Raw genomic sequence first — 22,450 nt, forward strand, 5'->3', positions numbered from 1 at the left:
CGTGCTGGTCTTGCACGGCCCTTGGGGAGACCTGGTCTTGAGGCTGGTTTCCCGCTTAGATGCCTTCAGCGGTTATCCATTCCGCACTTGGCTACCCGGCGATGCGGCTGGCGCCACAACCGGTGCAGCAAGCGGCGGCGTTGGATGGTCTGACGCTTGATGCGTTGGCGTTCGAGCAGGATGGCGGTGCCGCGGCCGAAGTAGACGTCGGCCGGGGTAAGGTTCTGCAGGCTCTCGTAGGCGCGGCGGTGATTGTAGTGCTCGACGAAAGCGGCGACCTGCGCTTCGAGCTCGCCAGGCAGGTAGTGGTTCTCGAGCAGGATGCGGTTCTTCAGGGTCTGGTGCCAGCGCTCGATCTTGCCTTGGGTCTGGGGGTGACAGGGCGCGCCGCGAGTGTGCGGCATGCCGTTGCTGGCGAGCCAATCGGCGAGTTCGCCGGCGATGTAGCTCGGCCCATTGTCCGAGAGGAGACGCGGTCGATGCTGCACCCGTGCAGTGCTGCAGCCGGAGGCCTCGAGCGCGAGTTCCAGGGTGTCGGTGACGTCGCGCGCTGCCATCGTGGTGCAGAGCTTCCAGGCGATGACGTAGCGGGAGAAGTCGTCGAGCACGGTGGAGAGGTAGAACCAGCCCCAGCCGATGACCTTGAGATAGGTGAAGTCGGTCTGCCAGAGCTGGTTGGGCGCGGTGGTCTTGGTGTGGAACTCATCGGCCGCCTTGACCACGATGAACGCGGGACTGGTGATCAGGTCGTGCGCCTTGAGCAGGCGGTAGACCGAGGCTTCCGAGACGAAGTAGCGCTCGGCATCGGTGAATCGCACGGCGAGTTCGTGCGGCGACAGATCGGGCTCGGCCAGCGCCAGATCGACGATGCGGTCGCGGACCTCGTCAGGGATGCGGTTCCAGACGCGATCGGGTCGCGAGGGCCTGTCGGCCAGCGCCTCCGGCCCGCCAGTCTGGTAGCGCTCGCACCAGCGATAGAACGTCGCTGGCGGGATGCCGAGATGCACCAGCGTGCGGCGCACCGGCAGATGCGACTGCTCGACCAGGCCGATGACCTCGAGCTTCTCGGCCGCCGAGTACCTCATGCGGGGTCGTCCCCAGCCCCAGTCATGCTTTCTTTCAGCAACCGCAGCTCGCGCGCCTGCTCGGCAACGACCTCCTTCAGCGCGCGGGCTTCCTGCCGCAACGCCTTCACCTCGTCGGTGGTGGCGGCACGCGCCGTATCGCCGGCCAGGCGCCGCTTGCCGGCTTCGAGGAACTCCTTCGAGCAGGAATAGTACAGGCTCTCGGCGATCCCTTCGCGCCGGCACAGCGCGGCGATGCTGTCCTCCCCGCGCAGGCCCTCCAGCACAATCCGGATCTTCTCCTCGGCCGAGTGGTGCTTGCGGGTCCGGCGCCGAATGTCGCGGACCAGCCGCTCAGCCGGCGCTTTCGCGGCAGAGCTCTCCCGGGCGGCCAGGGCGGAGGATTTCTGGCTCATCTTCACTCCATCGACGGTTACGATGAGCCAGAAATCCTCCGCTCCTCAACCGCCCCATTCTGTCTAAAAGGCGCCGACGCCGGACAGCAGACGCTGTTGCTTTCGGGGCTGCGGACCGGCGTGAAGCATGGAATGAGGTTCAGCGCGACGGCGAAGTCGGTCGTCTCGCCGGCGGTGTAGGCGGAGCCGTTGTCGGCGAGCCACTGGACGGGCTGCGGGGCGCGAATGGCGTCGAACCTGCGCTCGACGCAGTCGAGCATCATGTCGCGGATCATCTCGCCGCTGATGCCGCCGCCGGAGGTGCCGACCCAGGCGATGACCTCGCGGTCGTGGGTGTCGATGGCGAAGGCGACGCGGACGACCTCGCCGTTCCAGCAGGAGATCTCGAGGCCATCGGAGGCCCAGCGCCGATTGGAGGCGGGCGCGACGACGGTGCCCTCATGGGCGCGGATCGGCCGCCTGCCGGTGGGGGGCTGAAGAAGCATTGAAGAGAGGCGTATGAGGCGGAAGATGCGCTTGTGATTGAGCGGGGGCTCGCCGGAGCTGCGCCTGGCGCGGTTCAGCAGGGCGGTGACGCGGCGATAGCCATAGGTCGGGCGAGCATCGGTGATGGCGCGGATCTCGGCCAGCACGGCCTCGTCGTCGGCGCGGCGATAGGGGCCACGCCGCGGCCGCTCGGGCCGGCGGAGGTGATCGACCAGGTTGGACCTGGCGACGCCGATTGTGTCGGCCACGGCCTTCACCGGGAACCGTCCCGTGGCGGCGACGGCAAGCGCAAGGCGAGTTTTATTGGGCGTGCCTGCTCGAGGGCCTCGCGGAGGATCTCGGTCTCCATGGTCTTGCGGCCGAGGAGGCGTTCGAGCTCGCGGATGCGGTTCTCGAGTTCGCGGACGCGGTTGACGGGGACGACCTCCTCGTCTGCCCTGACCGCCTCGTGCCCACCCCCGGCCATGCGGCGCCTCCACTGGAACAGCAGGCTGGGGGAGACGCCGTGGAGACGGGCGACGGCGGAGACCGTCATGCCGGGCCGCATCGTCTCCTCGACCAGCCGGACCTTTTCCTCGGCAGTGTAGCGCCGGCGGCGCTGGATGCCGGTGATGATTTCGACGCGCTCGATGGGCTTCGACATGGGCGCACGCCTAGGCATGAACCTAGGCCCTCCGGGCTATGCCACCTGTCCGGCCGAATTGGGGGCCGCTCCACCGAGCACGATGATGTGCCGCACGCCCAGCGCCTTCACGCCGAACTCGATCGCCGCGGAGGTGCCACGCGGGCGATGATCGGGCTCGTAGGTCGGCACCAGTGCGGCGACATTGCGGATCACGAACAGCTCGCCCGGCTTCGCGCCGTAGATGATGGCCGGATCGGTGCGGCTGTCGGAGCAGGCGATGATCATCACCTCGGGCCGCTGGCCGCCCAGCAGCGCGTCGTACAGGTCGTGGTCCTGCTCGCAATGCTGGCCGCGGAAGCGGTCGAAGCCATGCACCAGGCGGTGCAGGGCGCCGCCCGGCGCGGGGTGGGCATCGCGACGCGCCATCTAAGCACTCCCGGGGACATGGCGACACGTCCGGGCGCCCTGCCCCGGCGGAGCGGGGCGACGCGCCGTCGCGGCGCAGGCGCACGAACTGATCGGCCGGGCGCAGGGGCGCGATCGGGTCGGCCCGGCGCGCGCGGCTATGCACGGCGCGCCACCATCTCGCGCCGGATCACCTCGCGGTCGCCGCTGCTCAGGGTGCGACCCGCGGTCGGCATCACCTCGAGCTCCTCCAGGGCCAGGTGCCGCCGATACCCGGCGACAAAGTCCGACACCGCGGCGGCAAAGCGGTCGGAGGGGCGATGGCCGGCGGCGATCTGGGCAAGGTCAGCCCGCAACTGGACCCGCAGCGCGGCGGTCATCCGGTTCTCCTCGCTCAGGATCGGCAGCGCCGAACACGCGGCGGCGCCGATGCGCGGATAGAGCGATTCCTCCTCGTCGCGCAGATGCAGCGGCAATTCCCAGGCAAGCCAGGCCGCGAGCGCGCCGGCGATGGCCACCCGCGAGCCGGTCCGGTTGCCCGCCAGCCTCTCCAGATGTCCCAGCAAGGCACGCTGGCGCGCGTGCTCGGCCGCAAGGAACGCCAGGGGATCCGCGAGCAACCCCGGATCGAGCGTTCCGAATTGCGCCTCGCGACCCTCCATGGCGGCGCACCCCTGTGCTCAGCTCACCAGCGGGCCATCGGCACGCGCCTCGCCATCGGCGCCGAGGGCGAAGCCCTCGATCGTCGCGCGCGCGGCGAGCACGGCGATGTACTGGCGCACCGCCGCCTGCCAGGCGGACCGGCGCAGGTCCGCGAGCACCTCGTGCCGGACGTCGTCGAAGGCGGTGTCGCGGCGCGGCGTGTGGCGATGCAGGTGCAGCACGTGCATGCCGTAGCGCGTGGGCACCACGATCGGGCAGACCTGGCCGGGTTCGAGGCCGGCGAGCATCGTCTCGAACTCCGGCACGGTGCTGCCGCGCTCGATGCGGCCCAGATGGCCGCCCTGTTCGCGCGACGGGCAGGCGGAATGGCGGCGCGCCAGGTCAGGCAGCGCGCCGGGCGTGGCCAGGATTTCGGCCAGCAGGGCCTCGGCGGTGGTGCGCGCGGCGGTGCGTTCGGCCTCGTCCTCAGGGTCGGCGGCGACCAGGATGTGGGAGGCGTCCCAGGTCTCGGGCGTGCCGAAGCGTTCGGGGTGCGCGGCGTGCCAGCGGCGTGCGGCGGCCTCGTCGGGTTCGGGGATGGTCACCTCGGCGCGCAGCAGCGCATCGAGGGTGTCGTCCTCGTCGTCCTCCGCCAGCGCGGCATCGCGCGCGGCGTCGAGCAGCAGGCGGCGCACGATCAGGGCGCGCGCCGCTTCCGTCCAGGCGGTTTCAGGCGACGGCGCGGGGTGGTGCTGCATCTCGGCGGCGACGTCGCGCGCCGTGATGGCGGTTCCGTTCACGACGATGTCGTGCTCGGGCAGCGCAGGGCCGGCATGGCGTGGTGCCGCATCGGCCTTGGGCGGTGGCGCATGAAAATGCACGGCCATGGCGCCTACTCCGCCGCCTGAGTGCCGGGTCGGGCGACCGGGCCCGGGCGGGCGGTGCCGCCGCCGCGCACCCGCACGATCTGCCACGAGCGGAACAGGTACCACACGGGTGCGGAGAAGATGTGCACCAGCCGCGTGAAGGGCGTGATCAGGAACAGCGTCATGCCGAGCACGAGATGCGCGTGATAGGGAAAGTCGAGACCGCGGATGAGGTCCGCCGCGCCGGGCCGGAAGGTGACGATTGCCTGGCTCCAGGCCGAGAGCTGCAGCATCACCGACCCATCCACGTGCCCGAACGAGAAGGGCAGCGTCACCAAGCCGAGCGAGAGCTGCACCCAGAGCAGAAGCAGGATGAAGGTGTCCGCGTAGGTCGAGGTGCGGCGTATGCGTTCGTCATACAGCCGACGATGCAGCAGCAGCGAGAGCCCCACGAAACACACCGCGCCGGCGATCCCGCCTGCGATCATCGCAACCTGCTGCTTCGTCGCGGGCGCGATCAGCCATTCATAGGCCCAGTGCGGCGTCAGCAGCCCGATGAAGTGGCCGAAGAACAGAAAGATAATGCCGAAGTGGAAAAGGTTGCTGCCGAGGCGCAGCTGCCGCGCGCGCAGCATCTGCGATGAGCCCGAACGCCAGGTGTACTGGTCGCGGTCGAAGCGGATCAGCGAGCCGATCACGAAGACTCCCAGGCAGATATAGGGGTAGATTCCGAACAGGAACCCGTGGAGGTAGTCGGTGAAGCCGTCCCAGATGGCGAACATCGTCGCTCTCCCTCAGCGGGCGGTGGCGGATGGCCCGCGGAAATGCCGCAGGCGCTGGATTATGGCGGCGACCTTGGCGCGCGCACCTTCCTTGTCGGGGTCGGATTCAGGGCCGAAGACGACGGGCTCGGATTCGTAGGCGGCGTCGAGTTCGGCGAACTCCTCGGCGTCGGTGCGTTCCTGTTCCGCGGTCGGCTTCTGCGCCGGCTTCTCGCCGATCTCGTCCAACGTCGCGGCAAGGATGACGGCGTAGAGCCGCGCTTCCCCACTGTTGCGTCCGAGGATGCGCGCATGCAGCGCATCGAGGATCGGCGCGCATTGCGTGAGCAGGTTGCGCGTGACCTCATCCGGCGCGACGGCGCAGAACTCCAGGAACAGCGGCAGGAAGTCGGGCAGTTCGCGTGCATCCAGCGCGTAGCCCGCCTGCTCATAGACCTGCGCCAGCTCGATCATGGCGGGGCCGCGGTTACGGGTGTCCCCGTGCACATGTTCGAACAGGTGCAACGAAGTGCCACGTCCGCGCTCGAACAGGCGGACATACTCCTCCTCACGGTCGAGGCCGTCGCCCTGTGCCAGGCGGCGCGGCAGGCGCAGCAGTCGCGGCACCAGGTCACCGCGAAAGCCCGCTTGGGGGATGGCGCTTGCGATATCGGGCAGGTGCACGCGCAGCTCCGCATCCGGGTAGCGGAGCAGGCGCGAGAGGATGGCGAGGCGCTTGTTCACTTCGCGGGCTCCTGCTGCTGGGCGGCTTCCTGTGCTTCGCGGATGCGCGGCGGCGCCATGCGTCCGGCCGAGGGACCCGACGCGCTGAACAGGTTGCCGACGGTGCGCCCGTCGTAGCAGCCCTGGCCGAAGGAGAAGCCGCAGGACGACTTCAGGTCGAAGGCGTTCTCGGCGTATTCGCGGTGCGTCGTCGGGATGACGTAGCGGTCCTCGTAGTTCGCGATCGCCAGCGTCTGGTACATGTCCTCGACCTGTTCGGCGCTGAGGCCGACCTTGGCCAGGCTCTCGAGGTCCTTGCGGTTCTCGACGGTGCGCGCGCGCATGTGCATGCGCATCGCCATCATGCGCTGGAGTGCGAGCACGACCGGCGCCTCGGCCCCCGCGGTCAGCAGGTTCGCGAGGTACTTCACCGGTATGCGCAGGCTGTCGATGTCAGGCAGCCCGTCCTTCCAGCCGACATGGCCGGCCTCGACAGCGGATTGCACGGGCGAGAGCGGCGGCACGTACCAGACCATTGGCAGCGTGCGGTATTCGGGGTGCAGCGGGAAGGCGATCTGCCAGTCGATGCACATCTTGTAGGTCGGGCTGGCGCGCGCGGCGTCCAGCCAGGCTTCGGGCACGCCATCGGCCCGCGCCTGCTCGATCACCTTGGGATCGGAAGGGTCGAGGAAGATCTCGAGCTGCTTGCGATAGAGCTGCTGCTCGTTCTCGGTGCTGGCGGCTTCCTCGATGCGGTCGGCGTCATAGAGCAGCACGCCGAGGTAGCGGATGCGTCCGACGCAGGTTTCCGAGCATACGGTCGGCTCGCCAGCCTCGATGCGCGGGTAGCAGAAGATGCACTTCTCGGCCTTACCGGACTGCCAGTTGTAGTAGATCTTCTTGTAGGGGCAGGCGGAGACGCACATGCGCCAGCCGCGACACTTCTCCTGGTCGATCAGGACGATGCCGTCTTCCTCGCGCTTGTAGATGGACCCCGATGGGCAGGCGGCGACGCAGGCCGGGTTGAGGCAGTGCTCGCAGAGCCGCGGCAGGTAGAACATGAAGGTGTTCTCGAACTGCCCGTACATCTGCTTCTGGATGCCCTCGAAGTTGCGGTCCATCGAGCGCTTGCGGAACTCCGTGCCCAGGATCTCCTCCCAATTCGGACCCCACTTGATCTCCATGCGCTCGCCCGTCAGCAGGCTGACCGGGCGCGCCACTGGCATGGTCTGCGACTCCGGCGCCGTCTGCAGGTGCGTGTAGTCGAAGGTGAAGGGCTCGTAGTAGTCGTCGATCTCGGGCAGGTCCGGGTTGGCGAAGATGTTCGCAAGGATGCGCCATTTGGCGCCGATGCGCGGCTGGATCTTGCCGTTGCGCTTGCGCTTCCAGCCGCCCTTCCACTTGTCCTGGTTCTCCCAGTCCTTCGGATAGCCGATGCCGGGCTTGGTCTCGACGTTGTTGAACCAGGCGTATTCGACGCCCTCGCGGCTGGTCCAGACCTGCTTGCAGGTGACCGAGCAGGTGTGGCAGCCGATGCATTTGTCGAGGTTGAGCACCATCGCGATCTGAGCGCGGATCTTCATGGCCGTTACTCCGCCGCCTTGAGGTCTGCTGCCTGGGGTGTCACCCGCGGGCCGTCCATCCAGTCGACATTCGCCATCTTGCGGACGATGACGAACTCGTCGCGGTTGGTGCCGATCGTGCCGTAGTAGTTGAAGCCATAGGCGAGCTGCGCGTAGCCGCCGATCATGTGCGTGGGCTTCACGGTGGTGCGCGTCACCGAGTTGTGGATGCCGCCGCGGGCATGCGTGATCTCGCTGCCCGGCACGTTCACGATCTTCTCCTGCGCGTGGTACATCATGATTATGCCCTTGGGCACGCGCTGGGAGACGACGGTGCGCGCGCACAGCGCGCCGTTCACGTTGAAGGCCTCGACCCAGTCATTGTCCTCGATGCCCATGGTCGTGGCGTCTGTCTCGCTGAGCCACACGATCGGCCCCCCGCGCGAGAGCGTCAGCATCAGCAGGTTGTCCGTGTAGACGCTGTGGATGCCCCATTTCTGGTGCGGCGTGATGAAGTTCAGCGCGACCTCGGTGTTGCCGTTCGGCTTCACGCCGTGCATCGGGCCGTGCGCCCGCAGGTCAACGGGCGGGCGATACAGGCACAGCCCCTCCCCGAAGGCGAGCATCCAGGGGTGGTCCTGGTACAGCTGCTGGCGTCCCGTCAGCGTGCGCCAAGGGATCAGCTCGTGCACGTTGGTGTAGCCGGCGTTGTAGCAGACCTCCTCGCTCTCGAGCCCCGACCAGATGGGGGAGGAGATGATCTTGCGCGGCTGTGCCTGCACGTCGCGGAAGCGGATCGCCTCGTGCTCCTTCGACTTCGCAAGGTGCGTGTGGTCGCGCCCGGTGAACTTGCCGAGCGACTCCCACGCCTTCACCGCGACATGTCCGTTGGTCTCGGGGGCCAGGTGCATCAGCGTCTCGCAGGCGTCGATGTCGCTTTCCATCCTCGCCAGCGTGCCCTCGACGCCCGGGACCTCGACCGCGCCATTGAGGTGTCGGAGGAACTCCACCTCCTGCCCGGTCTTCCAGGCCATGCCTTTGCCGTTGTTGCCGAGCCTGTCCATCAGCGGGCCGAGCGCCGTGAAGCGGGCATGGGTGTTGGGGTAGTCCCGCTCGACCACCGTGACCGCCGGCATGGTCTTGCCAGGGATCGGCTCCACCTCGCCCGTCTTCCAGTCGCGCACCAAGTGCGTCTGGCCGAGCTCGCCCGGGCTGTCATGCATCAGCGGCGTGAGGACGGTGTCGCGTTCCTTGCCGAGATGGCCAGTGGTGAACTGCGAGAACCGCTTGGCGATTCCACGGAAGATCGCCCAGTCGGTGCGGCTCTCCCAGGCCGGATCCACCGCTGCCGAGAGCGGGTGGATGAAGGGATGCATGTCCGAGGTGTTGAGGTCGTGCTTCTCGTACCAGGTGGCCGTGGGCAGCACGATGTCGGAGTACATGCAGGTGGTGCTCATGCGGAAGTCGAGCGTCACCAGCAGGTCGAGCTTTCCCTTCGGCGCCTCGTCGTGCCAGGCGGCTTCCTCGGGCTTCGTCATGCCCTGTTCGCCGAGGTCCTTGCCCTGCACGCCGTGCTGTGTGCCGAGCAGGTGCTTGAGGAAATACTCATGCCCCTTGCCGGACGACCCCAGCAGGTTCGACCGCCACACGAACAGGTTGCGCGGCCAATTCGCCGGATGGTCGGGATCCTGGCAGGACATCTCGAGCGTGCCGGCCTTGAGCGACTGTGCGACATACTGCGGCGTAGGCACGCCGGCCGCCTCGGCTTCCGCCGCGATGCCAAGCGGGTTGCGCACCAGCTGCGGCGCGGAGGGCAGCCAGCCCATGCGCTCGGCACGGATGTTGAAGTCGATCAGCGCGCCGGTCATCGGCGTGGGCGCGGTGGGCGAGAGCAGGTCGGCGACCTGCACCGTCTCGTAGCGCCACTGGTCGGTATGCGCATACCAGAAGGACGTGCTGTTCTGCTGGCGCGACGGCCGCGCCCAGTCGGTGGCGAAGGCCACCGGGATCCAGCCCGATTGCGGGCGCAGCTTCTCCTGTCCGACGTAATGCGCCCAGCCGCCGCCCGACTGGCCGATGCACCCGCACATCACCAGCAGGTTGATGATGCCGCGGTAGTTCATGTCCGAGTGGTACCAGTGGTTCAGCGCGGCCCCGAGGATCACCATCGACTTGCCGTGCGTCTTCTCGGCATTGTCGGCGAATTCGCGCGCCACGGTGATGATCTGCTGGCGCGGCACGCCGCAGACGGCCTCGGCCCAGGCGGGGGTATAGGGGGCCATGGCGTCGTAGTTCGCCTCGCCCGTCACGCCGTAATTCGCGAGGAACAGGTCATAGACGGTGGCGACGCGCGCGGTGGTACCGTCCTTCAGCGGCACCTCGGCGACCGGCACGCGGTGCGTCACGGTGTCGCCGAGCTGCGTCGGGTTGAAGAACGCGACGGCGGCATCGCCGAAATACGGGAAGGTAACATCGGCCGTGGCGCCGCCGGCGAGCGACAGGCGCGGCGTGACCTCCTCGCCGGTCGCGCCGTCGCGGCCCTCTAGGTTCCACTTGCCCTGTTCGCCCCAGCGGAAGCCGACCGAGCCGGTCGGAACATAGACGCCGCCGGTCGCGTCGTTCATCGCGACGGTCTTCCAGTCGGGGTTGTTCGCCTGGCCGGCATCGTCGGCGAGGTCGCTCGCGCGCAGCTGGCGGTCGGGCACCAGGCGCCCGTCCTTCTCGGTCAGCATCACCAACATCGGCATGTCCGAGTAGCGGCGGCAGTAGTCGATGAAGTAGGCGCCGCGCCCCTTCGCGTGCCATTCGCTCAGGATCACGTGGCCCATCGCCAGCGCCAGCGCGGCGTCGGTGCCCTGCTTCGGATGCAGCCAGAGGTCGGCGAACTTCGACGCCTCGGAGTAATCCGGCGTGACGGTCACCACCTTGGTGCCGCGGTAGCGCGCCTCGGCCATGAAATGGGCGTCCGGCGTGCGCGTCTGCGGCACGTTGGAGCCCCACATCATGATGAAGCCGGCATTGTACCAGTCGGCCGATTCCGGCACATCGGTCTGCTCCCCCCAGGTCTGCGGGGAGGACGGGGGCAGGTCGCAATACCAGTCGTAGAACGACATGCAGACGCCGCCGATAAGCGAGAGATAGCGGCTGCCCGCGGCGTAGGAGACCATCGACATCGCCGGGATGGGCGAGAAGCCGATCACGCGATCCGGGCCGTGCTGCTTCACGGTATGCACGTTGGCGGCGGCGATGATCTCCTCCGCCTCATCCCAGGTGGCGCGCACGAAGCCGCCCTGGCCGCGCACCTGCTGGTATTCGCGGCGCTTCGTGGTGTCGTCCTGGATCGACTTCCAGGCCGCCACGGGGTCGATGTGCAGCGCCTTCGCCTCGCGCCACAGGCGCAGCAGGCGCTTGCGGATCATCGGGTACTTCACCCGGTTCGCGCTGTAGAGGTACCAGGAATACGACGCGCCACGCGAACAGCCGCGCGGCTCGTGGTTGGGCAGGCCGGGCCGCGTGCGCGGGTAGTCTGTCTGCTGCGTCTCCCAGGTGACGATCCCGCCCTTGACGTAGATCTTCCAGGAGCACGACCCGGTGCAGTTCGCCCCGTGGGTGGAGCGCACGATCTTGTCGTGCGCCCAGCGGGACCGGTAGGCGTCCTCCCAGGCGCGGCTCTCGGTCGTGGTCTCGCCGTGGCCGTTGCTGAACGTGCCCGCTGACTTCCTGAAATAAGTCAGGCGATCGAGGAAGTGGCTCATTGCTTGGTGTCCTTCCCGGTCAGGCTGTCGCGGCCGGCGCGCCGGCGCGCCGGCGCTCGATGTCATGCAGGACGCCGCCCCGGCGCGTGTAGACGCCCCAGGTGATGGCGATGCAGATCACGTAGAAGGCGAAGAAGGCCCACAGCGCCGCGACCGGGCTGCCTGTCATGGCGATCGCGGTGCCGTAGCTCTTGGGGATGAAGAAGGCGCCATAGGCGGCAACGGCCGATGTGAAGCCGATGATCGCCGCGCTTTCCTTCTCCGCCTGCACGCGGCGCTGCGTCGCGTCTGCCTCAGGCATCAGCCGCGCCATGTCCTTGCCCATGATTGTGGGGATCATCTGGAAGGTGGAGGCATTGCCCACGCCGGATGCGAGGAACAGGAACATGAAGCTCGCGAAGAAGCCCAGGAAGGCGCCCGGCTGGTCCTTGATGCCGATGAAGTGGATGACGCCATAGACGCCCAGCGCCATGGCGATGAACACCAGCAGGCTGACGCGTCCGCCACCCCACTTGTCGGAAACCCAGCCCGTCATGGATCGCGACAGCGCGCCCACCAGCGGACCCAGGAAGACCAGCTGCAGCGCGTCCACCTCGGGGAACTGGGTGCGCGCCAGCAGCGGGAATCCGGCCGAGTAGCCGATGAAGGACCCGAAGGTGCCGGTGTAGAGGAAGCACATGATCCAGTTGTGTTTGCGCTGGAAGATCACCGCCTGGTCGGCGAAGGACGCCTTCATCGACGCCAGGTCATCCATGCGGAACCAGGCCGCGAAGGCCGCCGCCGCAATGAAGGGCACCCAGACGAAGCCGGCATTCTGCAGCCACAGCGTCGATCCGCCCTGCACCGCCTGCGCATCGCCGCCGAGCGCGCCGAAGACGCCCGCGGTGATCACCAGCGGCACCACGAACTGCACGACACTCACACCGAGGTTGCCCAGGCCGGCATTAAGCGCGAGCGCATTCCCCTTCTCCCGCCTCGGAAAGAAGAAGGAGATGTTGGCCATCGAGGAGGCGAAGTTGCCGCCGCCGAAGCCGCACAGCAGCGCGAGAGCCAGGAACACCCAGTAGGGCGTGTCCTGGTTCTGCACCGCAAAGCCGATGCCGAGTGCGGGCACCATCAGCGACCAGGTGGACAGCGTGGTCCACAGCCGCCCACCGAAGATCGGCGGCATGAAGGAATAGAAGATCCGCAGCGTTGCGCCCGACAGGCCGGGCAGCGCGGCCAGCCAGAACAGCTGGCCGGTATCGAAACGGAAGCCCACCGCGGGCAGCTTCGCCACCACCACCGACCACACCATCCACACCGCGAAGGCCAGCAGCAGGCAGGGGATGGAGACCCACAGGTTCCGCCGCGCGATCGCGCGCCCCTTTTCCTCCCAGAAGGCCGGGTCCTCCGGCCGCCAGTCGGCGATCGCATGGCCACGCAGCGCGCCTTCCTGTGCGGCGCCGTGGATGGGCTGCATCTCCGGCAATTCGGGCAGCCTCGCGAGCGCCGGCGCGGCGGCCTCGCGCTCCATCCGCAGGATCGCCATGTGCATCCACACCAGCGCCACCGCGCTGATCAGGAACAGCAGCATGAAGCAGGATTGCCGGATGCCGGTCAGGTCGTTCAGCAGGCCGAAGACGATCGGCAGGATGAAGCCACCCAGGCCGCCGATCAGGCCCACCACGCCACCGACCGGACCCACCCGGTTCGGGTAGTAGACCGGGATGTGCTTGTAGACCGCCGCCTTGCCCAGGCTCATGAAGAAGCCGAGCACGAAGACCAGGATGATGAAGGGAAGCACGCCGGTCTCGAGCCGGAATGCCATGGGCCCGCTGATGCCCTGAACGAGGTAGTCAGTCGGCGGGTAGGACAGGATGAAGCTGACCACCACCGAAACGCCGAGCGTCCAGTACATGATCCGCCTGGCGCCGTACTTGTCGGAAAGGATGCCGCCATAGGCACGGAAGACCGAGGCCGGCACTGAGTACGCCGCGCCGATCATGCCCGCGGTGGTGATGGAAAATCCGTAGGTGTCGATGATGTAGCGCGGCAGCCAGAGCGCCAGCGCCACGAAGGCGCCGAACACGAAGAAGTAGTAAAGGCTGAAGCGCCAGACCTGAATGTTCTTCAGCGGCTCTATCAGCGCCGAGATCGGCTCGGGTTTCTGGCCGGTGGCGCGGCGATGCGCGAGGTCGGGGTCGTCCTCGGTCATGAACCAGAAGGCCGCGGCGGTGACGAGCAGCGCGACCGCCCAGACGATCGCGACAGTCTTCCAGCCGAAGGCCACCATGATCATCGGCGCGAGGAACTTCGTGACCGCCGCGCCGACATTCCCGGCGCCGAAGATGCCGAGCGCGGTACCCTGCTTCTCCTTCGGGAACCACTTCGAGACATAGGCGATGCCGACCGCGAAGGACCCGCCGGCGATGCCGACACCCAGCGCGGCCAGCAGGAAGGTCGGGTAGTCGTAGGCGAAGATCAGCAGGAAGGTCGCCACCGCCGCCGCGACCATGGTGCCGGTATAGACCGCGCGGCCGCCATACTGGTCCGCCCAGATGCCCAGCATCAGCCGGATCAGGCTGCCCGTGAGGATCGGCGTGCCGACCAGCAGGCCGAACTGGGTCTCGTTCAGGCCGAGGTCGCGCTTCAGCTGGACGCCGATGATCGAGAAGATCGTCCAGACCGCGAAGCACACGGTGAAGGCGATGGTGGACAGCCACAAGGCCCGCGATTGCGCACCTGGGTCCGGTGCCGTGGATGTCTGGGACATGCCCTTCTCCGTGGTCCTGTCGGGGTCGACGGAGGTGTGGGCGCCGGAGCGGAGGAAATGGCTTGATCAGGATCAAGTCACTGCAGGCTGCGGCTACGGAATTCGCCGGCAGGCCAACTGGGACAAGACATGCGGTAACCGAGGTCGGGTCCTGGCTTGACCCAGATCAATGCGATCGATGATGCAGCCCGGCATCCTTTCTGCATCGTCGGAGAACACGCATGCAGCAGGTTTCGCGCGCGCGGCCCCTTGTCGAGAACTCGCCCTTCTTCCAGGCCGCTGGCGCGGCAGCGATGGAGGAGATTCTTCGCCCGAGCTTCACCCAGGTGCTGCCGCGCGGCGCCACGCTGTTCGAGCAGGGTGACGAGCCCGACTTCCTCCATATGCTGCTGGAGGGCAGCGTCGGCCTGCAGGCCAGCGTCGAGGGATCCGGCCGCACCATGGTCGAACTGTTCGGATCCGGGGAGCTGTTCCTGGCGCCGGCGGTGATGCTCCGCCTCGCCTATCTTGCTTCCGCGGTCGCGCTGACCGAGGTGCGGGTTCTGATGATTCCGGCCGACGCATTCCGTGAGGGCGTAAGCCGGTCACATGACCTGTGCCGTGCAACCACCCAACTGCTGGCGCGGCATTGGCGGTTGATGGTCGACCAGGTGGTCGACCTGAAGCTGCGTAGCGCCGAAGACCGCGTTGCTCGCTTCGTCGCACGGCGGGTGTCCGAAGAAGCCGGCGCAGGCAACGCGCTCCTGCCCGAACCGCGTACGGCAATCGCTGCGCGCCTCGGCATGACGCCGGAGACCCTTTCGCGCGCGCTCACTGGGCTGGAGCAGAAGGGCAGGCTGCAGCGTGGCTCGGGATGTGCGACAGTCGCTGATCGGACGGCGCTCGTCAGATGATTCGCGGGCGCTCGTTGGCCGACTTGGGCACGGTGTCGCGATCAGCCGACAGCACCACGTCAGCTTCGTCACCCGGGTGCGGGCGGTCGGGGTCGAATCGACACTCTGTTGCCAGAAGCGGAGTTTGAATCCGTCGCGTCTGCGAATTCCGCGACACCCGCGACATTGCCGCCGTGCGCTTGTTCGCCGGCGGCACCTATCCTGCACCGAGCGCCTTTCCGAGCCGCTGGAGAAGCACCCCGGTTAGTACGGCAGCTACTGTCCTCGCATAGATCATTCAGCTCGGCGCGAGAGTGCGCGCCGGGAAAACAAGGCGCTTCGTGAGCCTCGACGACGCGTGGGCGAAATGCCAGGCTTGCCGTCGAGACGACAGCGAGGTTCGCCTGCACAGCGGGATCGGCAACGAACCGCCGGCGAGCCTGGTGAAATCAGTCAGCGGCGCATGGCCCACGCTGACCGGATAGCGCGGGATGACGCCCGCCAAGGCGGTCCAAGGACGGGTAGCAGGTCATCCCTTCGACGGGCTCTTGCTCAAGGCGGGGACATCCAGGAGGGCACGGTCACGCTGCCGCTGGACGACACTACCGGCGAACCGCTTCCAGGGGGGCAGGTCACACGGTCCCATAAAGGGTCCTCCGTCCGTTGCGGACGGCGCCGGTCGTTCTTGATTTGTTCTAGTGAGTCCCGCATTGTCTCCCGATGCATCGGGACGCCGCGGAGGAGCAGGTCGGGCAGGTGCCGCCTTGGCTGGACGTGCCCACGCTGCGAGCGATGGAGGCGGAGCGGGCACGGATCCTGGCCTGGGGCCGCGACGCCCTGGCCGCCCGGAATGCGGTGAGGGACGTGCTGTTGGCACGCCGGCCGGCGCTTCCCTTGCCGATGATCGAGGCTGCCGTGGCGGCCGTGGTGCCGGATGCCGAGGGCGGCTCCTATGCCCCGCCGGTGCCAGCCGAGGGCGAGCGCGCGGCCACCAGCGCGGAAGTGGCGGAGACGCTGTCCTATGCCCTGCGGTTCGGCCTGGATGGAAAGCCGCGGCGGACCGGGCATGAACACCTCGCCCCGCTGGCGGCAGCGCAACTCGCCGAGCATCTGATGAGGGCGAATTTTAGGATCACGCGGCGCGCGCCGGTGTCAGGGCTTCACGGTGAGGGGTGGTGATTGCCACGCACCGTCCGCTGAAGGCCGGCATCTGGGCCCGGTCGGCGGTGAAGGTCGTCGACGGCGCCACGGGCACCGCCTGCGCCGATATCCTGGCCTTCCTCGACTGGTCGGAGCCCGACGATGAGAACTTCGCCAAGGAAGCGCGCGTCACCAACTCCCCCACTCTCGGCGATGCGCTGATGAACGCGATGATGGACGCCATGGCGCCCCACCAGGTGATGAGCAAGCAGGCGCTGAACTCGGAGAGCATCTGGGCGCGCATGCTTGCGACGCTGCTCGGGCCGGCAGAACCATGGGAGCAATCGAGGGGGCGGGGCTTCGACGGCGAACGGGCGTCGTCTCCTCGTTGACGCAGCCCGGCTTGAGTGCGTGCTCGGCACAATGACGGCGTGCAAGCCTTGTCGCGTCGCCGCGCATCCTTCGGAGATGCTCCATGCCCCGACCGCGAGCGCGCGCATGACGCCCGCGGCGGCGGCATCGCGCTGCGCGACTCCCCGGGAATGCGTCTGGGCAACCGAGGCCCTGTGGCCGGAGCGGAACCGGGCAAGGTCAGCGCGCATCGCGCCATTGATCCGGGCCAAACGATCGATGGCCTCATCCCAGCGCGTGTTGGGAGTTGCCAGCGCCAGGGGGACTTGGTCACGATCCGCGGACGCACGCGTGGACATGTCGTGCGGATCGAGTTGCAGGACGGCGCTTGAGCAATCTGCGCATTGTCGACCCAGCTGCGGAATGGTCGGAGATGCTCGTGAACGTGGAGATGCGCGACACCGGCGGCTTGGCCAAGATCCTGAGGGCACCGCAGGCCTGCCCTGAGGTAACGCAGGTCGAGCGGGCGCGGGGGTAGGGATGGCGTTCACCGCCGCCGCCGCTGATCCTGTAAAGTACCAGGTCCGCGCTGATTTTACCGCAACCGAGGTCGCGCTCTGGCAGGCCTACGCCCCGGCCATCGCCGAGCCGGCCCTGTCGGCGCAGCGCTTCGTTCCGCCGTTTCGCCGCACCCGCATGACCTGGGTGAAGCCTTCATTCCTGTGGATGATGTACCGGTCCGGCTGGGCGACGAAGCCCCAGCAGGACCGCGTGCTGCGTATCGTGGTGTCGCGTGCGGGGTTCGATTGGATGCTCGAGCAGGCGGTGCCCACGCGCCATGTCGACGGGATGTATGCCTCGGCCGAGGCGTGGCGGATGGCCAGCCGCTCCGCGCCGGTGCTGGTGCAATGGGATCCCGAGCGCGACCTGGGCCTTCGCCCGTCCGTCATCCGCACGATCCAACTGGGGCTGCGGGGTGTGGCCCTTGATCGCTATGTGGACGAATGGACGCTGCGCATCGAGGATGCGACGCCGCTGGCGCACCGCATCGCCGCATTGGTCGCGCGGGGGGACACCGAGGCGGCTCAGGCGCTGCTGCCGCGCGAGGCGCCCTATCCGGCGCCACCTTCACCCGGCCTGGAACTCAGCGGAATCGCCCTGTAGTCGCGCCCGTCAATCGATGCTCGCCTCAGTGGCGCCTGCCGCGCGAAGCAGCCACAGCAGCGCGTCGTGCGGCGGGTCCACCTCGTCGGCCACCAGCGTCAGGACGAAGCTGTCGGATCCCTTCGTGGTGGCGCTCCACCACCACCAGTGGCGCATCTCGGGCGTGAACCACCACACGAAATCGGCCACCGACCACCCCATCGGCTCGGGCGTGCCAGCATCGAGGCGCGCACGCCAGGCGGCGAGCTCGGCAGCCATCTCCTCTGCGGTGCGCTCGGGCAGGCACGCGGCGACGAACCAGCCGGGCAGCAGCGCGGGCCAGGCGTCTTCCGGCGGCCAGGCTTCGGGGTCGCGCAGCAGGATGGCGTGCATCACTTCACGTACCTTGGCCAGCACGGCGCTGGCTGGACCGGCGCAGTGCACCGTCAGGCAGAACGGCCAGAATCCCGTCGGACGCGGCGCATCGTCATCAGCGGCGTCCAGGCGCGCACGCTCGATGGCGCGGTCAAGCGAGGGCATGCGAGGAACTCCGGCGCGTCACGGGATGGTCCGCAGCGTACCGGGAATGGCGTTGTCTTCAAGCAGCGCGATGTCGTCCCCCTTCACGCCCAGGATGTCGCGCTGGTCCATGCCGAGCTTGTCGGCAATGGTGGGGTCGCTGATCTGCGGCGCACCCGGATGCATGCGCCCCTGCGCTTGCGGCACGGCCTTGGCGCGGATCTGGTCGGCGATGTCGTCAGGCACGTCGAAGGCCTTGATCTCGGTGTCGGGGAACTCCGCGAGATGCTTGTTGCGGAAATACTCTGCATGGGCGGGGTCGTCGAAGCTGACGTAGAGGTACTTGTTCTTTTCCGGAATCGAGACGGCGTCGCCTTTCCCGAAGACCCGCTGGTTGCCCTTCCCCTCGACGCGATAAACGGTGCAGTTCAGGCCGAGCGGATCGATCCACAGCAGCACGTTCGGCGCATAGGCATGCAGGTCGCTGCCGCCCAGCAGCCCGATCGGATCGCGGCTGAGGAACATGCCCGCCAGCGGGTCGTAGTAGCGGTGGCGGTTGTAGTGCAGCCCGGTCTCGGCATCGCAGTACTGGTTCTGGAGACGGATCGGGTTGTCCGCCGCGACGGCCTGTTCGTCCTCGCAAGCGCCCCAGGGTCCGAGCCGCCCGGACCAGGCGATGCTGCCGTCCTGCGCGACCAGGCGCGTTGGAAAGCCATTCGGCTCGGTGTGGTGGAACAGGATGCGCGCCGGGGCATCGGCGGCGCTCCATTCCATCACCGCCAGCGGCTCGGCGCTGCCAGGGCGATGCACCCAGTGGCGCAGCGCGGGGCGGGTCGTGCCCGCCCGCGCGGTCGCGATCTCGCCGACCATAACGTCACCGTGCCACAGCAGCCGTGACGTGCCCTCGGGCGTCTGCTTCGCGATGCGGCGGCCCAGCGCGTCGTAGCTGTAGCGGATGACGGTGCCATCCTCGGCGCGGCTTTCCTGAAGCCGCCCGAAGCCATCCCAGTCGAGTTCGATCCGGCCCTCCGGACCGCGCCGCTCGATGGCGCAGCCGCAGGCGTCGAAGCTGTAGGCGATCGGCGTCCCGGCGACCTGCCGCGACGTGCCCTTGCCCAGCAGGCGGCGCCCCGCGGCGTCGCGGTCGAAGCTGGCGCTGCGTCCGGCGCCGTCGCGGTGTGCGACCAGGTTCCCCGCCGCGTCGTAGCGCCACGAATCGCGCCCGAAGTCGCTGTCGTCGCGCCCCATGAGCTGCCCGTCGGGGCCGTAGGCGAAGCGCTGGCGCAGCAGCTCGCGCTCTCCGGCGAGGACCGCCTGCGCGATGGGGCGGCCTTCGGCATCGTGGCGGCGCAGGCGACGGATGCCCCCGCCCAGCGTTTCGGTCGTGATGCGCCCGCGCGCGTCGCGCTCGAAGCCTATCTCAGCGACGCCCCCGATCGCGATGCCGGCCAGCGCGCCGGAGGCGTCGATGTCGAAACGCTGCTCGCATTCGACGACCACGCCGTCGAGCGCGACCGACAGGCTGCGTCGCAGCGGCAGCGCGGCGCTGCCGTAGGTCGTCGCCAGCGCCACCTCGGTGCCTTGGCGCTCGGCCACAAGGCGCCCGTCGGCATCGTAGGCGCGTTCGACACGCCCGTGCCGGTTCGTCGCGGCGACGACATTGCCGAAGCCGTCATAGACGAAGTCCTCGACGTCCTCCTCGCCGGGCCGGCGCGGGTCCGTCAGCGCGTGCAGCAGCGTGCGACCCATGCCGTCGGTCTCAATGCGGATCCTGCGGCCGCAGGCATCCTCGATCCCGGCGAGCCGGCCGCCGGCTGTCAGCGCGTAGCGCCTCGTGCCGCCCATCGGGTCGGTTTCGGCGACGATGCGACCGAGACTGTCGCGCGTGAATACATGCGCGCCGTCCAAGCCCGCTCGCACGGACAGCAGCCTCTCCTCGGGATCGTGCGTATAGGTAAGGACGGTGCCGTCGCGCCGTATGCGGCGGCGCAGCGTGCCGGTTCCACCGTACTCGAAATGGCTGGTGCCGCCGTCCGGTTCGCTGCGATGGGTCAGGCGATCCTGCGCGTCATAGGCGAGGCGTACGACGCCGCCATCGGCGAGCCGGCCGGCGACCAGGCGCCCCTTGGGATCACGCAGGTATTCGGTGCGCCGGCCGGCGCGGTCGACCACGGCCAGCAATGCGCCCAGCGCATCGTATTCGAAGCGTGTCGCGCTGCCATCGGGTTCGAACAGCGCAACCACCTTGCCGTGGTCGTCATGCAGCATGCGCCGGCGCACGCCGTCGGGTTCCGTCACCGCGACGAGGCGACCGCGCTGGTCGTATTCGCTCAGCGTCACCAGCCCGCCGGGTGTCTCCCGGCGCACCAGCCGCCCACGGGCGTCGTAGGCCAGCTTCCACACGCCGCCATTCGGGTCGACCACCTCCTGCGGCCCGTGCGGGCCGTGCTCGAAGCCGAAAGCGGATCCGTCCGGGCGCAATAGTGCCAGGAGGCTGCCTCGCTCGTCGAACGCGTATTCCGTCCGGTGGTCATCCTGGTCGACGACCGCCGTCGTCCGCCCCGCCTCGTCGTACTCGAACACGGTCTTGCCGCCGAGCGGATCGACCTCGCTTAGCGGCAGCCCGCGTTCATCGAGCGTGACCACCGAGACATGCCCGAGGCTGTCGGTGATCCGCCGCTCCATCGCCGCGTCCAGGTATTCGAACCTGTATGCGTGGAGCCCGCCATCGCCCCAGGACCGCGTGACCCGCCAGCCGCCCGGTGCACGGTCGAACTCGTAGTGGAAGGACAGCCCGTTGCGGTCGGTGTGGCGCACCATGTGGTGTGCCTCGTAGGCGAAGCGGTACGGGTTCCCGAGCGCGTCGCGCACCGCCACCAGGTCGCCCGCGCGGTCCTGCTCGTACTCGACATAGACGTGGCGGAAGCCGGTCGCGGGCAGGTGCAGCCAGACGCGGCTGATGAAACCCGCCGGCGACCAGTCGATCTCGATCCGCCGGCCCGACCATTCGCGGATCGCGACCAGGCGGCGCTGCGCGTCGCGCTCGTAGAACAGGGTGTTGCCGCACAGGTCCTCGACCAGGCCGAGCGGTACCTCGCGCATCCCGTCCGCCGCCATCGTCGCGTGCGCCTTGGGGAAGCGGTAGATCCGGTCCTCCTTGGTGCGCACCGCGAAGGCGTCGCCCTGGTCGGACAGCATCGCGCCATCCATCAGCTCCAGAACCGCGCCGGCATCGCCAGGTCCCGTTGGCGCTGAGGGAAACACCGCGAGCGGCGCCTCGGGGTGGTGGAACAGCACGATCCCGGTCTCGGGCTCGAATTCGAGCCGCGCATCGGCCGGCGTCTCCCAGCCCGTCCCCGCCGCTCCGCGCCGCTTGTTGTCGGATCCGTAGCGCCGGTTCCACGCGACCGGAATCAGCCCGGGCAGCGTGAAGTCCTCCTGCTCGACCGAGACTGCGCCGGTGACGATGTTGACGGGCTCCGCGCGCAGGATCTTGCACTTGAGGAAGCCGGGGTTGAGATGGCCGAACTTCGCCTTGCGCCAAGCCTGGAAGCGCTGGCCGAGCGCCTTGGCGAAGCGCGTCTTGGCGAGCTTGCCGAGCAGCGCGAGCCCGAACTTGAAGGCCATGCCCATCAGCGAGATGGTCGGCGGCCCGCCCACGAAGACATTGGTCGGGATCGCGAGGTTGAACACCGTGGGCAGCAGCATCGCCCTCGGCCCGCCCTTGCGCTTGGGGCGCGGCGGGCTCGGCATGCCCACCACCTGGCAGGCCAGCACCGGCACGCCCAGGAAGGAGAAGGGATCCCCGTCCGCGACCACCGTCGCGCTGCCCATGAAGATCTCGTCGTCCTTGTCGGGCAGCTTGGGCGCGAAGGGGAACCCCGGCGGGATATGGATGGCGATGCCCGCGGTGCCGGCCACCGCGCGCTTCATGCCGCACACGGTCACCGTGGCGCCGATGAAGGGCACGTAGTCCATCGGGTCGAAGACGATCGAGGTATGCGGCGTGGGCAGCGGCACCGGGGAGGGCGAGGGCGGCACCACGCAGAGGTGGATGTCCACGCCAAGCTGCGGATCGCCATGCTTGGCCGCGGGCATCATGGCGGCGCGCCCTCCAACGCGGCGGCGGCGGCGGTGCCGAGCGGCCAAGCCAGGCCGAGCAGCCGGCGCGCAGTGACGAAGGCGTCCTGGAAGCCGGGATCGGCGCCGGCGACTTCGCGCTGCAGCCGCGCCTCGGTCTGCTGCCAGGCGGCGGCGTCGGCGGCGGCCAGGCCGCGCTCCACCGCCTCGAAGGGGTCGGGCTGCGCCACGCGCTCGAGCGCCGCGGCCTGTGCCTCCGCCTGCGCCAGCGCGGCCTCCGAACCC

General features: G+C 68.4%; 19 protein-coding genes and 1 tRNA gene. 5 read left to right on the top strand and 15 right to left on the bottom strand.

Translation table 11 applies throughout. The features are described from left to right. Positions 1–65 precede the first annotated feature (65 nt). From HW578_RS08800 to HW578_RS08850, 11 genes are all read right to left on the bottom strand, one after another. A protein-coding gene (locus HW578_RS08800) for an IS3 family transposase (RefSeq protein ID WP_198370179.1) occupies positions 66–1,480 on the bottom strand; the annotation gives its coding sequence in 2 pieces (ribosomal slippage) (positions 66–1,117 and positions 1,117–1,480; 1,416 coding nt in all). Between the two features lie 17 nt (positions 1,481–1,497). After that, positions 1,498–2,112, bottom strand: a complete 615-nt coding sequence (locus HW578_RS08805; RefSeq protein WP_198370180.1) for a DDE-type integrase/transposase/recombinase — start codon at positions 2,110–2,112, stop codon at positions 1,498–1,500. A 107-nt stretch (positions 2,113–2,219) separates the two neighbouring features. Next, a complete protein-coding gene (locus HW578_RS08810; protein WP_198370181.1) occupies positions 2,220–2,609 on the bottom strand; it encodes a transposase in 390 nt (129 codons plus the stop codon). Positions 2,610–2,645: 36 nt separating this feature from the next. Further along, a complete protein-coding gene (locus HW578_RS08815) occupies positions 2,646–3,017 on the bottom strand; it encodes a carbonic anhydrase (RefSeq protein ID WP_198370182.1) in 372 nt (123 codons plus the stop codon). Positions 3,018–3,154: 137 nt separating this feature from the next. Further along, positions 3,155–3,658 (bottom strand): hemerythrin domain-containing protein, encoded by a 504-nt coding sequence (locus HW578_RS08820; protein WP_198370183.1) that lies wholly within the window; start codon positions 3,656–3,658, stop codon positions 3,155–3,157. Positions 3,659–3,676: 18 nt separating this feature from the next. After that, entirely contained in the window at positions 3,677–4,525 is an 849-nt protein-coding gene (locus tag HW578_RS08825) for a peptidylprolyl isomerase (protein WP_198370184.1), read from the bottom strand. 5 nt (positions 4,526–4,530) lie between these two features. Beyond that, positions 4,531–5,286, bottom strand: coding sequence for a respiratory nitrate reductase subunit gamma (gene narI, locus HW578_RS08830; RefSeq protein WP_198370185.1), 756 nt, complete (start codon positions 5,284–5,286; stop codon positions 4,531–4,533). A gap of 12 nt (positions 5,287–5,298) precedes the next feature. Next, entirely contained in the window at positions 5,299–6,009 is a 711-nt protein-coding gene (narJ, locus tag HW578_RS08835) for a nitrate reductase molybdenum cofactor assembly chaperone (RefSeq protein WP_198370186.1), read from the bottom strand. Further along, a complete protein-coding gene (gene narH, locus HW578_RS08840; protein ID WP_198370187.1) occupies positions 6,006–7,571 on the bottom strand; it encodes a nitrate reductase subunit beta in 1,566 nt (521 codons plus the stop codon). The genes narJ and narH overlap by 4 nt, the downstream gene beginning before the upstream one ends. Positions 7,572–7,576: 5 nt before the next feature. Beyond that, entirely contained in the window at positions 7,577–11,305 is a 3,729-nt protein-coding gene (locus HW578_RS08845) for a nitrate reductase subunit alpha (RefSeq protein ID WP_198370188.1), read from the bottom strand. Positions 11,306–11,324: 19 nt separating this feature from the next. Then, positions 11,325–14,060 (bottom strand): nitrate/nitrite transporter, encoded by a 2,736-nt coding sequence (locus tag HW578_RS08850; protein ID WP_198370189.1) that lies wholly within the window; start codon positions 14,058–14,060, stop codon positions 11,325–11,327. Positions 14,061–14,281: 221 nt separating this feature from the next. On the opposite strand from HW578_RS08850, the gene HW578_RS08855 reads away from it, so the two are divergent. Further along, on the top strand, positions 14,282–14,953 hold the full coding sequence (locus HW578_RS08855) for a cyclic nucleotide-binding domain-containing protein (RefSeq protein ID WP_198370190.1): 672 nt from the start codon (positions 14,282–14,284) through the stop codon (positions 14,951–14,953). A gap of 77 nt (positions 14,954–15,030) precedes the next feature. On the opposite strand, the gene HW578_RS08860 is transcribed toward HW578_RS08855, so the two are convergent. Then, a tRNA-Leu gene (locus HW578_RS08860) sits at positions 15,031–15,114 on the bottom strand. A gap of 538 nt (positions 15,115–15,652) precedes the next feature. Here HW578_RS08860 and HW578_RS08870 point away from each other — a divergent pair. The 4 genes from HW578_RS08870 (at position 15,653) to HW578_RS08885 (ending at position 17,587) form a co-directional block, all read left to right on the top strand. Then, positions 15,653–16,111 carry a hypothetical protein gene (locus HW578_RS08870; protein ID WP_198370192.1) on the top strand — a complete coding sequence of 153 codons (459 nt, stop codon included), beginning with the start codon at positions 15,653–15,655 and terminating at the stop codon, positions 16,109–16,111. Then, positions 16,105–16,464, top strand: a complete 360-nt coding sequence (locus HW578_RS08875) for a hypothetical protein (protein ID WP_198370193.1) — start codon at positions 16,105–16,107, stop codon at positions 16,462–16,464. The genes HW578_RS08870 and HW578_RS08875 overlap by 7 nt, the downstream gene beginning before the upstream one ends. Before the next feature lie 347 nt (positions 16,465–16,811). Continuing rightward, positions 16,812–16,961 carry a hypothetical protein gene (locus HW578_RS08880; RefSeq protein WP_198370194.1) on the top strand — a complete coding sequence of 50 codons (150 nt, stop codon included), beginning with the start codon at positions 16,812–16,814 and terminating at the stop codon, positions 16,959–16,961. 2 nt (positions 16,962–16,963) lie between these two features. Beyond that, positions 16,964–17,587, top strand: coding sequence for a DUF4291 domain-containing protein (locus tag HW578_RS08885; protein WP_198370195.1), 624 nt, complete (start codon positions 16,964–16,966; stop codon positions 17,585–17,587). 9 nt (positions 17,588–17,596) lie between these two features. On the opposite strand, the gene HW578_RS08890 is transcribed toward HW578_RS08885, so the two are convergent. The 3 genes from HW578_RS08890 to HW578_RS08900 all read right to left on the bottom strand — a co-directional run. Beyond that, complete coding sequence (locus HW578_RS08890) at positions 17,597–18,106, bottom strand: hypothetical protein (protein WP_198370196.1); 510 nt, start codon at positions 18,104–18,106, stop codon at positions 17,597–17,599. A gap of 18 nt (positions 18,107–18,124) precedes the next feature. Next, positions 18,125–22,186 (bottom strand): RHS repeat-associated core domain-containing protein, encoded by a 4,062-nt coding sequence (locus HW578_RS08895; protein ID WP_198370197.1) that lies wholly within the window; start codon positions 22,184–22,186, stop codon positions 18,125–18,127. Further along, on the bottom strand, positions 22,183–22,450 hold a 268-nt coding region (locus HW578_RS08900), incomplete at its 5' end, for a hypothetical protein (protein WP_198370198.1). The genes HW578_RS08900 and HW578_RS08895, both read right to left, overlap by 4 nt.

It is taken from the genome of Roseomonas rosulenta, from assembly GCF_016106005.1.
Classification (GTDB): domain Bacteria; phylum Pseudomonadota; class Alphaproteobacteria; order Acetobacterales; family Acetobacteraceae; genus Neoroseomonas; species Neoroseomonas rosulenta.